Here is a 13,448-nt window from a genome sequence, read left to right as displayed (position 1 = left end):
GATGCCCGAAGGAGATACCGTCTGGCGGACGGCGAACTCGTTGCGCGAGGCCCTGGACCGGCGGGTGCTCACTGCCTGCGACGTCCGGGTCCCGCGGTACGCCACCGTCGACTTCACCGGGCACCGAGTGGACGGCGTGCATTCGTTCGGCAAACACCTGGTGATCGAAGTAGCGGACAAGGTGATTCACTCGCACCTCAAGATGGAGGGCGCGTGGCACGTGTACCTCCCGGACACGCGCTGGCGCCGACCGACCCACCAGGCGCGGATCGTGCTGCGCAACGATCAGCGCACCGCGGTGGGCTTCGAGCTGGGCGTCGTCGAGATTCTGGACTCCGTCGAGGAAGCGGTGGGCTACCTCGGACCCGATCTGCTCGGTCCGGACTGGGACGCGGCTCGGGCCGTGCAGAACCTGCAGTCCGACCCCGATCGTCCCATCGGACTGGCTCTTCTCGATCAGCGCAATCTCGCCGGCCTCGGCAACGTCTATCGCAACGAGATCCTGTTCCTGCGAGGAGTCGATCCGCGCACTCGGGTTGCCGACGCCGGCAACATCGCCAAGATGGTCGACCTCTCCCACCGCACGATCGAGGCGAACAAGAACCGCAACGGCCGCACGTTCACCGGTGATCTCCGCGCCGGACGACACTTCTGGGTCTACGGCCGCGAGGGAAAGGAGTGTCGCCGCTGCACGACCACCGTCCAGTTCGGCCTCCTCGGGGACAATCCGCTGGAGGAGCGTCAGATCTATTGGTGCCCGCGGTGCCAACCGCCGGTGTGACCGACGCAGGCGACCGTTCCGGCGCTAGGGCGTGACCGGTTCGAGGATCTCGCGTCGCGCCTCGGGAGCGGCGATCCGCAGCGCATCGGCCGCGGCGTCGTCCGGCTGGGTCTGGGACTCGATCTCCGCCTCCACCCGGGCGCGGTAGTTCTCCACCTCGTTGTCGACCGTCGCGGCGTCCCACCCGAGAACGGGCGCCACGAGCTTCGCGACCTGTTCCGCACAGTCCAGACCCCGGTGGGCGTACTCGATGGAGATGCGGGTTCGCCGGGCGAGGATGTCCTCGAGGTGTAGAGCGCCCTCGGCCACCGCGGCGTAGACCACCTCCACCTGCAGATAACTCGGTGCGTCGGTCAGCGGCTGCAACAACTCGGGTGTGTCGTCAGTCAACGCCAGGACCTCGTCGACGAGCGATCCGTACCGGTCGAGCAGGTGCGTCACGCGGTGCGGATGCAAACCGTGCGCGGCGCCGTACCGAGTCGCCTTGTTCACCAGGGCGAAGTAGCCGTCGGCCCCCACCAGCGGCACCTTCTCCGTCACTGACGGAGAGACGCGGGCCGGGATGTCGTCGGCCGCGATGTCGACGGCGTCCTTGCCCATTACGCGATAGGTCGTGTACTTACCGCCGGCGATGGCCACGAGACCGGGAGCGACACGGGCCACCGCATGTTCACGCGAGAGCTTCGAGGTCTCGTCGCTCTCGCCGGCCAGCAGGGGACGCAACCCGGCGTACACGCCGTCGATGTCGGCGTGGGTCAACGGTGTCACGAGGACCTCGTTCACGCGGGCCAGGATGTAGTCGATGTCCGCCTTGGTCGCCGCGGGGTGCGCCAGGTCGAGGTTCCACTCGGTGTCCGTGGTGCCGATGATCCAGTGCGAGCCCCACGGAATCACGAACAGGACCGACTTCTCGGTGCGCAGGATGATGGCGGCCTCGCTCACGATGCGGTCACGGGGCACGACGATGTGCACGCCCTTCGACGCGCGAACGCGGAAGCGACCCTTCTGCCGGGAGAGCGCCTGGATCTCGTCCGTCCACACCCCGGTCGCATTGATCACCACGTGGCCACGAACCTCGGTGGTGGCACCGTTCTCCGAATCGCGCACTCGCACACCGGAGACGCGGTCCGCCTCGCGAAGGAACCCGACGACCTGGGAGGACGTGCGGATCACGGCACCGTACTGGGCCGCGGTGCGGGCGACCATCATGGTGTGCCGCGCGTCGTCGACGACCGTGTCGTAGTACCTGATGCCGCCGATCAGCGACCGGCGCTTCAACCCCGGCGACGTGCGCAGCGCGGCCGACCGGGTCAGATGCTTCTGCCCCGGAACAGACTTCGCCCCACCCATCGAGTCGTACAGGAAGATTCCGGCCGCGATGTAGGGCCGCTCCCAGAATCGGTGTGTCAGGGGGAACAGGAACTCGAGGGGTTTGACGAGGTGTGGCGCGAGGGTCGACAGGGACAGTTCGCGTTCGCGCAGCGCCTCCTTGACCAGTCCGAACTCGAGCTGCTCGAGGTACCGCAAGCCGCCGTGGAACATCTTGGACGACCGGCTGGACGTCCCCGACGCGTAGTCCCTGGCCTCGACCAGTGCCACCTTCAGACCGCGAGTCGCCGCATCCAGAGCAGCACCGGCGCCGACCACACCGCCGCCGACCACGACCACGTCGAACTGCTCGTTCCCCAGCCGCTGCCAGGCCTGCTCTCGCTGGGCGGGACCGAGGGTGCCGGACGGGTGGCGGTCGAACTCTGGCTGGTCGGGCACGATTCGGCTCCCCACGATGGTCACGTCGGCGGTCGAGGACCGCCCCAGATTACGTCACGGCGCCCCTCGGGCCGGAGGTCGTCAGTCGAGGTCGTCGTTGCGCATGAGCTGGCGAGCGGCCTCGGTGATCGAGCCGGTGAGCGACGGGTACACCGAGAAGGTCTGGGCGAGATCGTTGACCGAGAGATTGTTCTGCACGGCGAGCGCGATCGGCAGGATCAGCTCGGAGGCGGTCGGCGCGACCACGACACCGCCGATGACGACTCCGGTGGCGGGTCGGCAGAAGATCTTCACGAACCCACGGCGCAACCCGGACATCTTGGCGCGCGGATTCGTGTTCAGCGGCAGCATCACGGTACGAGCGGGCACGTCCCCGTTGTCGATGGCGGCCTGCCCCACCCCCACCGTGGCGAGCTCGGGGCGGGTGAACACCGCGGACGCGACCGTCTTGAGCTTGATGGGCGTGACGGCCTGTCCCAGCGCGTGGTACATCGCGATGCGGCCCTGCATGGCGGCCACCGACGCGAGGGGCAGCAGACCCGTGCAGTCGCCGGCCGCGTAGATGCCGGGCACCGTGGTTCGGGACACCCGATCGACGCGGAGGTAGCCGCCCCGGTCCAGTTCGATCCCGACGCGATCGAGGCCCAGGTTGTCGGTGTTCGGCACCGATCCCACCGTCATGAGCGCGTGCGACCCCTCGACCGTGTTGCCGTCGGACATCTTGACCACGACACCGGTGGCGGTGCGCTCGACGGCGTCGGCGCGCGCGTTCTTGACCAGCGTCACGCCGCGCTCGGCGAAGACGTCCTCGAGGACCAGCGCGGCGTCGGCGTCCTCACCGGGGAGAACGCGATCACGGCTGGAGACCACGGTGACCTTCACGCCCATCTCGGTGTAGGCGGAGACGAACTCGGCGCCGGTGACACCCGAGCCCACCACCACGAGGTGCGTGGGAAGCGCGTCGAGGTCGTAGAGCTGACGCCAGTTCAGGATGCGTTCACCGTCGGGCTCGGCGCCGGGGATCACGCGCGGGCTGGCACCGGTGGCGATGAGGACCACCTCGGCGTCGATGACCTCGGTGTTCCCCGTCGACAGGGTTGCCTCCACCTGGTGGGCGGCGAGCCCGAGCTGGGTGTCGATGACCTTCGCCGTGCCGGACAGCACCGTCACTCCGACGGTCTGCAGTCGGTCCCGGATGTCCGAGGACTGCGCCTGCGCCAACGACTTCACGCGGTTGTGGATCTGCGGCAGATCCACGACGGCCGAGGCCGGGTCCAGCTCGATACCGAGGTCCGAGGCTCGGCGCATGTCCGTACGGATCCCGGTCGACGCGATGAAGGTCTTCGAGGGCACGCAGTCCCACAGGACGCACGCACCTCCCACACCGTCGGAGTCGATGAGCGTCACCGTTCCGCCGTGTTGGGCGGCGACGAGAGCGGCTTCGTATCCGGCCGGTCCGCCTCCGATGATCACGATGCGGGTCATTCGTCCTCCAAAGCAGGTGTTCGTGGAGTGATGGCGGGCAGTGCGCGAGGATTGCTCGCGCGATACCTCCAACCTATTGCACGGGCCCCGGTACGGCGCACTCCAGGCGCACCTCGGTCCTCGATCGGACCGCGGACGGTTTAGGCTGACCGCCGTGCCGATCTACGCCGCTTACGGTTCCAACATGCACCCCGAGCAGATGCTCGAGCGGTGCCCCCACTCGCCGGTGGCCGGAACCGGATGGTTGCCGGGATGGCGACTGACGTTCGGTGGCGGTGACATCGGGTGGGAAGGCGCGCTGGCCACCGTGGTCGAGGACCCGGACTCCACGGTGTTCGTCGTTCTCTACGACGTGCCGGCCGAGGACGAGGACCGACTCGATCGCTGGGAGGGCTCCGAGCTCGGCATCCACCGCAAGCTCCGACTCCGCATCGACACCGAGGACGGTCCCGTCCTCGCCTGGCTCTACGTCCTCGATGCGTACGAGGGCGGTCTGCCGTCGGCCCGCTACCTCGGCGTCATGGCCGAGGCGGCGGAGATCGCGGGCGCTCCGGCCGACTACGTCCGTGATCTCCGGACCCGCAACAGCCGCAACGTCGGGCCCGGCACCTCGGCCTAGGTCGCCGCGACCTTCTCCGTGGCCGCCTCGGCGGACTGCGGCGTGCGGATGAAGAACGACGCCACGACGGCGAGCAGCGACACCACGCCACCGCACAGGAACGCCGTGTGAATTCCGCCCTGCTGAGCGGTGACGGCGTCGATACCGTCGGCCGCGCGCGACGCCGCGGCGGTGGACATCACGGTCACGAACAGCGCCGTGCCCGCAGCTCCGGCCAACTGTTGGACCGTATTGAAGATCGCACTGCCGTGGGAGTACAGGTGCGGGGGCACCGAACCCAGCGACGACGTCATCAGGGGGGTCATCAGCAGGGCCAGTCCCGACGTGAGGAGCATGTGGATTCCGACCACCATCGGGATCGCCGTGTCGGCGGTCAGCGTGGTCATCGACCACAGCGCGATGCTGACGACGAACGAGCCGGGGATGACGAGAGGCCGCGGTCCGATGCGGTCGAAGACCCGCCCGACGATCGGAGCCAGCAGGCCCATCAGCAGACCTCCCGGCAGCAGCATGAGACCCGTGGTCAGCGTGGTGAGGCCGCGGACGTTCTGCAGGTACATCGGGAGAAGGATGAGGGCGCCGAACAGCGCCATCATGCTGATCGAGAGCATGCCGAGGCCGATGCTGAACGTCGGCGTCTTCAGCGGACGCAGGTCCAGCAGCGCCCGTCCCGAATCCTGCCGCGACACCTGCCGGAGAACGAAGAACACCAGGGCGACGACGCCGATCGAGAGCGGGATCCAGACCGGAACGCCGCCTCCCTCCGCGGAGTGCCCGAGGCTGCCGAGCCCGTAGACGATGCCGCCGAAGGCGAACGCGGACAACACGACCGAGAATGCGTCGAACGGGGCGACCGTGGCCGAGGCCGTGATGTTCTCCACCAGCGCCGACCCGATGCCGAAGGCGACGAGCGCCACCGGGAGCACCAGCCAGAACATCCAGCGCCACTCGAGCACGTTGAGGATGATGCCCGAGATGGTCGGCCCGACGGCCGGCGCGACGGCGATGACGATCGAGATCACGCCCATCATGCGCCCGCGCCGGTCGGCCGGCACCAGCCGAAGCACGGTGGTGATCAGCAGCGGCAGCATGATGGCGGTTCCGCCGGCCTGGACCACGCGGCCGGTGAGCAGAAGACCGAAACCGGGTGCCGACGCGGCGAGCAGCGTGCCCACGCTGAACAGGGTCATGGACGTGAAGAACACCTGGCGCAGCGTGAAGCGCTGGAACAGGTAGCCGGTGGTGGGGATGACGATGGCCATCGTCAGCAGGAAACCGGTGGTGAGCCACTGGGCCGTGCTCGCGTCGATCGCGAGGTCCACCATCAGGGTGGGCAGCGCGACGCTCATGATCGTCTCGTTGAGGATCATGACGAAGGCCGCCACGACCAGCACGGAGATCAGCAACTTGCTGCTTCGGGGCAGAGTGCCGCCGGGCGTCGCTGTCGAGGAGACCTCGGCGTCGGGTACCTGCATGTCGAAACGATCCTTTCTGCCGACCGGGACACCATCGTGGCTCCCGATCTCGACGATTCCGGCGACTGCGCAGTGCGCGACCGGACACGACAGTCTGTTCCGTCGTGACAGTGACTGTCAACTTGATTCCCAATGGTAAGTTGAGCGTCACAACCCACCCGAGGAGTGCGTCGTGACCGACCGTTCGACCGATCCAGCGCCGCCGACCGACCGCGGCGACGCCCGCGTTCTCGATCTGCGCGAGCGCCGACGACGCGACACCTGTCAGGACATCTCGGCGGTGGCGCTCGACCTCTTCGAGCGGCACGGCGTCGCCGCGACCACCGTCGGCGACATCGCCCGCGAGGCCGGGATCTCGCAGAGCACGTTCTTCCGTCACTTCCCCACCAAGGAGGAGTCGGTTCTGGTGCCCGACCTCGAGGTCGAGCGAACCCTGGCGCAGTGGTTGGAGCGCACCCCGGCCGATCGGATCGGCTTCGGAGAACTGGCCGCGGTCTACGGGGCCTCCCTGTCGCGGCTCGCTCGGGCCGACGACGCCACCCTCGACCGCGTCCTGCGCACGCGCCGACTGATCCTCGGCGACGCACACCTGCGGTCGGCGGCGTTCGCTCTGGACGCGGTCGCCGTCGCGCGGGTCACCGACGCGATCGCCGACGCCCTCGGTGACCGCGAGCCCCGTTACGTCGCGCGGCTGATGGCCGAGAGCGCCACGACCGCCGTGCGCGTCGCCTTCGAGACCTGGGCGGAGTCACGCGAGCGCGGGGACACCGACGCCGACCTGACCGAGATTCACCGCACGGTATGTGCGGACCTGCGGCGCGCCGTCCGGCGCTGAGTCACTCGTCGTCGTTCAGGCCCAGCGCGAGCGCGGTCATCACCCGCACACCGACCGCCAGGGCCCGCTCGTCCAGATCGAACGTCGGCTGATGGATGTCGAGCTGCGGCCCGTGTCCGGGCCACACACCCAGCCGAGCCATCGCGCCGGGGACGTTCTCCAGGTACCACGAGAAGTCCTCGCCGCCACCGGATTGCGCGGTATCGGCCAGAGCGTCGGGACCGATCGAGCGAATGGCCGCCTCGAAACGACGCGTCGCGTGCTCGTCGTTCACCACCGGCGGCACCCCGCGCCGGTAGTGGACCTCGTACTTCACTCCCGTCGGAGCGAGCAGGCCCGCGACGATCTCGTGAACGAGAGGCTCGAGGAGCGCCCACGTCTCGTGGTCACCGGTACGTACCGTGCCCGTCAACATTCCCTTCTGCGGGATCGCGTTGGGAGCCTGCCCGGCGACGACCGCGCCCCACACCATCACGGTGCTGGTCCGCGGATCGACCCGGCGGCTGAGCAGCCCGGGCAGGCCGGTGATCACCGAACCCAACGCGTACACCAGATCCGACGTCAGGTGCGGCCGCGAGGTGTGTCCACCGGCGGAGTCGAGGCGCAGCTCCACGGTGTCCGCGGCCGAGGTGATCGACCCGACCCGGATCCCGACCTTGCCGACCTCGAGACGTGGATCGCAGTGCAGCGCGAAGATCTGCGAGACGCCCTCGAGCACACCGGCGGCGACCATCTCCATCGCTCCACCCGGCATCACCTCCTCGGCGGGCTGGAAGATCAAGCGCACCCCGACGGGGAGCGAATCCAGCGAGGCGAGGGCCAGCCCGGTCGCCATCAGGATGGTCGTGTGGGCGTCGTGGCCGCACGCGTGCGAGACCCCCGGCACGGTCGAGCTGTATGCGGCGCCGGTGTATTCGGGCAACGGCAGCGCGTCCATGTCGGCCCGCAACGCGACGCGAGGTCCCGCGGGGCCGATGTCGCACACGATCCCTGTGCCCGACGGCATCACGGTGGGGTGCAGTCCGGCAGCGCGCAGGGCGGACGCCACGAACGTCGTCGTGCCGAACTCCTGACGCGCGAGCTCGGGGTGGGCGTGGATGTGGCGACGCCACGTCACCAGATCGGCTCCGTGCGCTGCGATCCAGGCGTCGGCCGGATTCATCGAGTACTCGTCCCTTCGGTTCGTTCCCGGTTGCCGGGGCGTGCCTGCCCGTCGATCAACCGCCGTCGCTGATCGTCGTCTCTCGCCGCCGCGATCGCCACTTCGGCCAACGCACGCGCCCCGTCGAGCACGGCGCGGTCGGCGGATTCCGTGACGCACGCCGCCGCGAACTCGGGCTGATGGGTCACGGCACCGCCCGAGTCCAGACCGATCACGGGGTGGATACCGGGAATGTGCGCCGTCACGTTGCCCATGTCCGTGCTCCCGAACGGTCGGGAGGACTCGAACTCCTCGCTCACCAGATCACGCCCCAGCGCCCGCGCGACCGTGCGATACGTCTGCACCAACCAGGGATCGGGAGTGAGTTCTGTGTACGTCGGCGACACGGTCACCACGTCGTGCGTGCAGCCCGTCGCCAGCGCTCCGGCGTGGAAGCAGCCGCGGGCGCGACGGTCGAGATCCGCCAACGACTCGGCGGTGTCGGCACGCAGGTAGTACAACAGTTCCGCGTATCCCGGCACGATGTTCGGCGCGGTCCCGGCCTTGCCCACGATGCCGTGCACCTGCTGTCCGGGGCGCAGGTGTTGGCGGAGCAGCCCGATGCCGACCTGCGCCACCGTGACGGCGTCGCCCGCGTTGATTCCCCACTCCGGTGCCGCGGACGCGTGGGCTTCGCGGCCGGTGTAGCGAACGGCGATGTCGGACAACGCCAGTGAGCGCGCGGCCGCGATGTCGATCGGCCCGGGGTGCACCATCAGCGCCATCGACACGCCGTCGAAGACACCCGCCTCGAGCATGAGCACCTTTCCACCGCCGGACTCCTCCGCGGGGCAGCCGAGCACCCGCACCGTCAGCCCGAGTTCGTCGGTCACCGCGGCGAGAGCCACGCCGGCACCCACCGCCGATGCGGCAATGATGTTGTGCCCGCAGGCGTGTCCGATCTCCGGCAGCGCGTCGTACTCGGCGCACACCGCGACCACCAGATCGCCGGACCCGAACGTCGCCTCGAACGCAGTCGACAGACCGGCGACGCCCCGGCGCACGTCGAAACCGTTGTGCTCGAGAAGTTCGGCGGTCGCCGCCGCCGCGTGGACCTCCTCGAACGCCAGTTCCGGACGCGCGTGCACGGCGTGCGACAACGCGATCAGATCGCTGGTCGCGGAGTCGATCGCGGCATTCGCGCGGTCGATCACGGCGTCGGATGGCGGGGGCACGTCGAACAGTCTGTCACTGGGCTGTCGATCGCCCTGCGGTCAGTGCACCGCAGGGTTCGCGATCACGTCAGCCCCCGAAGCTGAATCCACTCGATGCGGTGGACACCGACAGCGCGGTGAGGGTGTCCACGTGAATGCTGTTCTTGATCGAGGTGAGGTTCGGTCCACGATGAGCGGTACGCGCGGCGGCCTGCTCGACCGCCGACGCCAGCAGGTCCGCTTCCGACGCGACGTTCTGGGCGATGCCGGCGGCCACCGCATCGGTGCCGCCGTATCGACGCCCGGTGGTCATCGCCTCGATGGCCGTCTGCCGCGGGAGGCGTCGGTTGAGCAGAGTCGACATGCCGACCGTGAACGGCATGCCGAGCGAGACCTCGGGAAGACAGAAATACCCGCGGTCCTCGCGCATGGTCACGGTGTCGTGGCACAGCGCGAGCATCGCGCCGGCCCCGAAGGCGTGGCCCTGAACCGCCGCGACGGTCGCCATGGGGAATCGCAGCAGGCGGGTGTACACGGTGTGCACCAGATCCAGGTACCGGGGCATCGTGTCGGCGTGCGCGAAGAGGTAGTCCGTGTCCAGACCGTTGGAGTAGAACTTGCCGGCACCGACGGTGACCAGGGCGGCGGGTCCCTCGGCGGCTTCGGCCTCGTCGAGAAGGGAGTGCACCTGCGCCACCCAGTCGGGATGGAACCTGTTCTCCGGATTGGTGCCGTCGGCCGTGGCCAGGGTGAGGACGAAGACGTCGCCGTCGCGTTCGAGGAAAGGCATGGCGCGAATGGTACTAGCCGGTAACAACGCATCCGTTCACATCGGAAGGCATCATGGGCGCGTGCCGTTCGCCGTCGTCGCCCAGCTCGGCGTCATCGTGATCCTCGCCGCGGCCGCCGCGATGTTGTTGTTCGTCGGCGCGTTCGCCTCGGGAGCGGTCCTTGCCGCGGCGGCGACGCTGTGGTTCGTGCGGCTGTACCGACGCGACAGCTGACCGGGTCGATCACTACAGTCGGCGGACGTGACTGGTTCCGAGCGAGGCCCCGACACCGCGACTCCGCACGCCGACCCGGAGGTCGATCCGACCGGGGCGGCCCGACTCGCGGCCGACGCTCTGGCCGAGATCACCGGGGTGGCGCGTCATCCCGTCGCGGTGGTGCTGGGTTCCGGCTGGCAGACCGCCGCCGAGCAGTTCGGCGAACCCGATCACGTGGTGCCGATGTCGGACCTGCCCGGCTTCGCCGAGCCGTCGGCGCTCGGCCACTCGAACGCCATGTGGTCCGTCCGCGTCGGCGAGACTCCGGTACTGATTCTCCTCGGTCGAACGCACGCCTACGAGGGTCATCACCTCGGACGGGTCGTGCACCCCGTACGCACGGCCTGCGCGGCCGGTGCGGCGACCGTCGTGCTGACCAACGCCGCAGGCGGAATCCGCGAGGGAATGGCGGTGGGCGACCCGATCCTGATCGAGGATCATCTCAATCTCACGGCGCGATCTCCCCTGGTCGGCGGCCGTTTCGTCGACCTGGTCGACGCCTACTCCGCCGATCTTCGCGATGTGGCCAAGCGCATCGACTCGACGCTGGCGGAGGGCGTGTACGCCGGGCTCCCCGGACCTCACTACGAGACTCCCGCCGAGATTCGCATGTTGCGCACCCTCGGGGCCGACCTGGTGGGCATGTCCACGGTGCACGAGACCATCGCCGCCCGCGAGGCGGGTGCTCGGGTACTCGGCATCTCGCTCGTGACCAATCTCGCCGCCGGTATGACCGGTGAACACCTCGACGGCGACGAGGTCATCGCCGCCGGAGCCGCGTCGGCCGTACGGATGGGCACGCTGCTGCGCGAACTGGTGCCGCACCTGTGACGGACGGGACCTCCGCGCTCGCCGATACGGCGCGGCGGTGGATCGCCGACGATCCGGACCCCCGAACCCGAGCCGAACTGGCCTCGCTGGACGACACCGAACTCGCTCGACGGTTCGCGTCGTCGATCTCGTTCGGCACGGCCGGTCTGCGGGGGCCCGTCCAGGCGGGGCCGAGCGGCATGAACGTGGCCACGGTGACGCGAGCGACGGCCGGCCTCGCCGAGTACCTGTCGCGGCACCACGAGCCGGGCGCCGATGTGGTGATCGGCCGCGACGCCCGGCACGGGTCCGCCGATTTCGCGGTGGCCGCGGCGGAAGTACTGGCGGCGCGCGGTTTTCGGGTGACGCTGCTCCCGGATCCCGCACCGACGCCCGTTCTGGCCTTCGCCACCCGTCGCCGTGAAGCTGTCGCCGGGATCCAGATCACCGCCTCGCACAATCCCGCCGCGGACAACGGCTACAAGGTCTACCTCGACGGCGGCGCCCAACTCGTCTCCCCCGCGGACCGCGAGATCGAGGCGGCCATCGCGGCCTCCCCCGGTGCGGCGTCGATCCCCCGCGCCGCGGTCGACCCGAGCACCGAGGACGTCACCCGCGAGTATCTGGACGCGATCGAGGCCAGGGTGCCTCGGGCACCCGGCCCGGTCCGGATCGCACTGACCCCACTGCACGGCGTCGGTGGCCGCCTGACCGTGGAGGCGTTGCGCCGCAGCGGTGTCGAGGACGTGCACGTGGTCGCCACCCAATTCGACCCCGATCCGAACTTCCCGACCGTCTCGTTCCCCAACCCGGAAGAGCCGGGCGCGCCGGATGCCGTGCTCGGTCTGGCCGAGGAGATCGACGCCGATCTGGCGATCGCGCTCGATCCCGACGCGGACCGATGCGCGGTGGGCGTCCGTGGACCGCTCGGGTGGCGCATGCTCACCGGCGACGAGACGGGGGCACTGCTCGCGGACCACATCCTGCGGTCGGCGGCCCCGAACGCACTCGTCGCGACGACCATCGTGTCGTCGACGTTGCTGTCCGTCCTCGCCCCGGCCCGCGGTGCCCGCTCCGCCCGCACCCTCACCGGGTTCAAATGGTTGGTGCGCGCCGGTGACGGTCTGGTCTATGCGTACGAGGAGGCCATCGGCCACTGTGTGGATCCGAACACGGTGCGGGACAAGGACGGTATCTCCGCGGCGGTTCTGCTCGCTCGCATCACCGCGGATCTGATCGCCGACGGTCGGACGCCGCTGGACGTCCTCGACGACCTCGCGCTCGAGTTCGGCGCACGCGCGGGAACCCAGGTCTCGCGGCGCGTCGACGATCTCGCCGAGATCGTCGCCATGATGGCGAGGCTGCGCGCAGCACCGCCGACAGCTCTCGCGGGCGTTCCGGTGACGATGGTCGATCACGACCTCGCGGAGGGTCCGTCGCGCACCGACGCCGTGGAGTTCACGGGCGACGGGGTGCGCATGATCGTTCGTCCGTCGGGAACGGAACCCAAACTGAAGGCCTACATCGAGGCCGTCGAGCCGGTCGCCTCGGCCGAGGACCTCGCCCCGGCGCGCGACCGAGCCGGGCGGCGACGCGACGAGATGGCCGCGTTCGCCCGCGAGTTCTAGCGGGGACCGAACTGGCGGTCGCCCGCATCGCCGAGACCGGGGACGATGTATGCGTTCTCGTTCAGTCCGTCGTCGATCGCGGCCGTGACCAGACGAACCGGCAGTCCTGAATCGGCCAGCGCCGCAACACCTTCCGGGGCGGCGACGACGCAGACGGCGGTCACGTCGTCGGCGCCGCGCTGCACCAGCAACTCGATGGTGTGCACCATCGAGCCACCGGTTGCGAGCATCGGATCGAGTACGTACACCGGGTAGCCGGCCAGATCGTCGGGCAACGACTCCATGTACGGCACCGGTTGCAGCGTCTTCTCGTCGCGCGCGATACCGACGAAGCCCATGCGCGACTCGGGAATGAGAGAACTCGCCTTCTCCACCATGCCCAGGCCGGCACGCAGCACCGGAACCAGGAGCGGCGGCCGCGACAGACGCACGCCCACGGTGGTCGCGACGGGAGTACGAACCTCGTACTCCTCCGTCGGCGCGTCGCGAATGGCTTCGTAGACCAGCATCTGGGTGAGCTGGCTCAACGCCGAGCGGAACGACGGGTTGTCCGTGCGCTCGTCGCGCATCGTCGCGAGAAGCGCGGACGCCAAGGGGTGGTCCAGCACACGGGTGTCCATGGGGGGCGAAGTCACGGAACGAACCCT

At 69.3% G+C, this 13,448-nt stretch carries 13 protein-coding genes; 6 read left to right on the top strand and 7 right to left on the bottom strand.

The window, feature by feature from the left end; all coding sequences use genetic code 11:
- The first annotated feature begins 1 nt into the window (after position 1).
- Complete coding sequence (locus tag ACY466_RS09305; protein WP_463251895.1) at positions 2-781, top strand: DNA-formamidopyrimidine glycosylase family protein; 780 nt, start codon at positions 2-4, stop codon at positions 779-781.
- A gap of 24 nt (positions 782-805) precedes the next feature.
- Here ACY466_RS09305 and ACY466_RS09300 read toward each other — a convergent pair whose 3' ends face one another.
- Positions 806-2,548 (bottom strand): glycerol-3-phosphate dehydrogenase/oxidase, encoded by a 1,743-nt coding sequence (locus ACY466_RS09300; RefSeq protein WP_463251893.1) that lies wholly within the window; start codon positions 2,546-2,548, stop codon positions 806-808.
- A gap of 81 nt (positions 2,549-2,629) precedes the next feature.
- Complete coding sequence (locus ACY466_RS09295; RefSeq protein ID WP_463251891.1) at positions 2,630-4,033, bottom strand: NAD(P)H-quinone dehydrogenase; 1,404 nt, start codon at positions 4,031-4,033, stop codon at positions 2,630-2,632.
- Positions 4,034-4,187: 154 nt separating this feature from the next.
- On the opposite strand from ACY466_RS09295, the gene ACY466_RS09290 reads away from it, so the two are divergent.
- Entirely contained in the window at positions 4,188-4,652 is a 465-nt protein-coding gene (locus ACY466_RS09290) for a gamma-glutamylcyclotransferase (protein WP_463251889.1), read from the top strand.
- Here ACY466_RS09290 and ACY466_RS09285 read toward each other — a convergent pair.
- Positions 4,649-6,127 (bottom strand): MDR family MFS transporter, encoded by a 1,479-nt coding sequence (locus ACY466_RS09285; RefSeq protein ID WP_463251887.1) that lies wholly within the window; start codon positions 6,125-6,127, stop codon positions 4,649-4,651. The genes ACY466_RS09290 and ACY466_RS09285 overlap by 4 nt on opposite strands.
- 172 nt (positions 6,128-6,299) lie before the next feature.
- Between ACY466_RS09285 and ACY466_RS09280 the strand changes: the two genes are divergently transcribed.
- Complete coding sequence (locus ACY466_RS09280) at positions 6,300-6,962, top strand: TetR/AcrR family transcriptional regulator (protein WP_463251886.1); 663 nt, start codon at positions 6,300-6,302, stop codon at positions 6,960-6,962.
- Position 6,963: 1 nt separating this feature from the next.
- Here ACY466_RS09280 and ACY466_RS09275 read toward each other — a convergent pair whose 3' ends face one another.
- The 3 genes from ACY466_RS09275 to ACY466_RS09265 form a co-directional block, all read right to left on the bottom strand.
- The gene (locus tag ACY466_RS09275) at positions 6,964-8,124 is read right to left on the bottom strand and encodes a M20 family metallopeptidase (protein ID WP_463251884.1); all 1,161 of its coding nucleotides are present in this window, start codon (positions 8,122-8,124) and stop codon (positions 6,964-6,966) included.
- On the bottom strand, positions 8,121-9,314 hold the full coding sequence (locus tag ACY466_RS09270) for a M20 family metallopeptidase (RefSeq protein WP_463252201.1): 1,194 nt from the start codon (positions 9,312-9,314) through the stop codon (positions 8,121-8,123). Before ACY466_RS09270 ends, ACY466_RS09275 begins: the two co-directional genes overlap by 4 nt.
- A gap of 91 nt (positions 9,315-9,405) precedes the next feature.
- On the bottom strand, positions 9,406-10,107 hold the full coding sequence (locus ACY466_RS09265; RefSeq protein ID WP_463251882.1) for an enoyl-CoA hydratase/isomerase family protein: 702 nt from the start codon (positions 10,105-10,107) through the stop codon (positions 9,406-9,408).
- A 61-nt stretch (positions 10,108-10,168) separates the two neighbouring features.
- Between ACY466_RS09265 and ACY466_RS09260 the strand changes: the two genes are divergently transcribed.
- The 3 genes from ACY466_RS09260 to ACY466_RS09250 are packed head-to-tail and all read left to right on the top strand — an operon-like array spanning position 10,169 to position 12,801.
- Positions 10,169-10,321: a hypothetical protein gene (locus ACY466_RS09260; protein ID WP_463251880.1), complete on the top strand. Its 153-nt coding sequence runs from the start codon at positions 10,169-10,171 to the stop codon at positions 10,319-10,321.
- A gap of 27 nt (positions 10,322-10,348) precedes the next feature.
- Positions 10,349-11,194: a purine-nucleoside phosphorylase gene (locus ACY466_RS09255; protein WP_463251878.1), complete on the top strand. Its 846-nt coding sequence runs from the start codon at positions 10,349-10,351 to the stop codon at positions 11,192-11,194.
- On the top strand, positions 11,191-12,801 hold the full coding sequence (locus ACY466_RS09250) for a phospho-sugar mutase (protein WP_463251876.1): 1,611 nt from the start codon (positions 11,191-11,193) through the stop codon (positions 12,799-12,801). The genes ACY466_RS09255 and ACY466_RS09250 overlap by 4 nt, the downstream gene beginning before the upstream one ends.
- Here the strand turns inward: ACY466_RS09250 and upp are convergent.
- Positions 12,798-13,421 carry a uracil phosphoribosyltransferase gene (upp, locus tag ACY466_RS09245; RefSeq protein ID WP_463252200.1) on the bottom strand — a complete coding sequence of 208 codons (624 nt, stop codon included), beginning with the start codon at positions 13,419-13,421 and terminating at the stop codon, positions 12,798-12,800. The genes ACY466_RS09250 and upp overlap by 4 nt on opposite strands.
- Positions 13,422-13,448: the final 27 nt, after the last annotated feature.

Source organism: Rhodococcus sp. K11/5 (genome assembly GCF_055193735.1).
This window is presented reverse-complemented; position numbering and strand designations above follow the sequence as displayed.

Coding starts and splice junctions, on each gene's coding strand:
- ACY466_RS09305 (WP_463251895.1), top strand. CDS start 2: ATGCCCGAAGGAGATACCGTCTGGCGGACGGCGAACTCGTTGCGCGAG.
- ACY466_RS09295 (WP_463251891.1), bottom strand. CDS start 4,033: ATGACCCGCATCGTGATCATCGGAGGCGGACCGGCCGGATACGAAGCC.
- ACY466_RS09265 (WP_463251882.1), bottom strand. CDS start 10,107: ATGCCTTTCCTCGAACGCGACGGCGACGTCTTCGTCCTCACCCTGGCC.
- ACY466_RS09275 (WP_463251884.1), bottom strand. CDS start 8,124: ATGAATCCGGCCGACGCCTGGATCGCAGCGCACGGAGCCGATCTGGTG.
- ACY466_RS09285 (WP_463251887.1), bottom strand. CDS start 6,127: ATGCAGGTACCCGACGCCGAGGTCTCCTCGACAGCGACGCCCGGCGGC.
- upp (WP_463252200.1), bottom strand. CDS start 13,421: ATGGACACCCGTGTGCTGGACCACCCCTTGGCGTCCGCGCTTCTCGCG.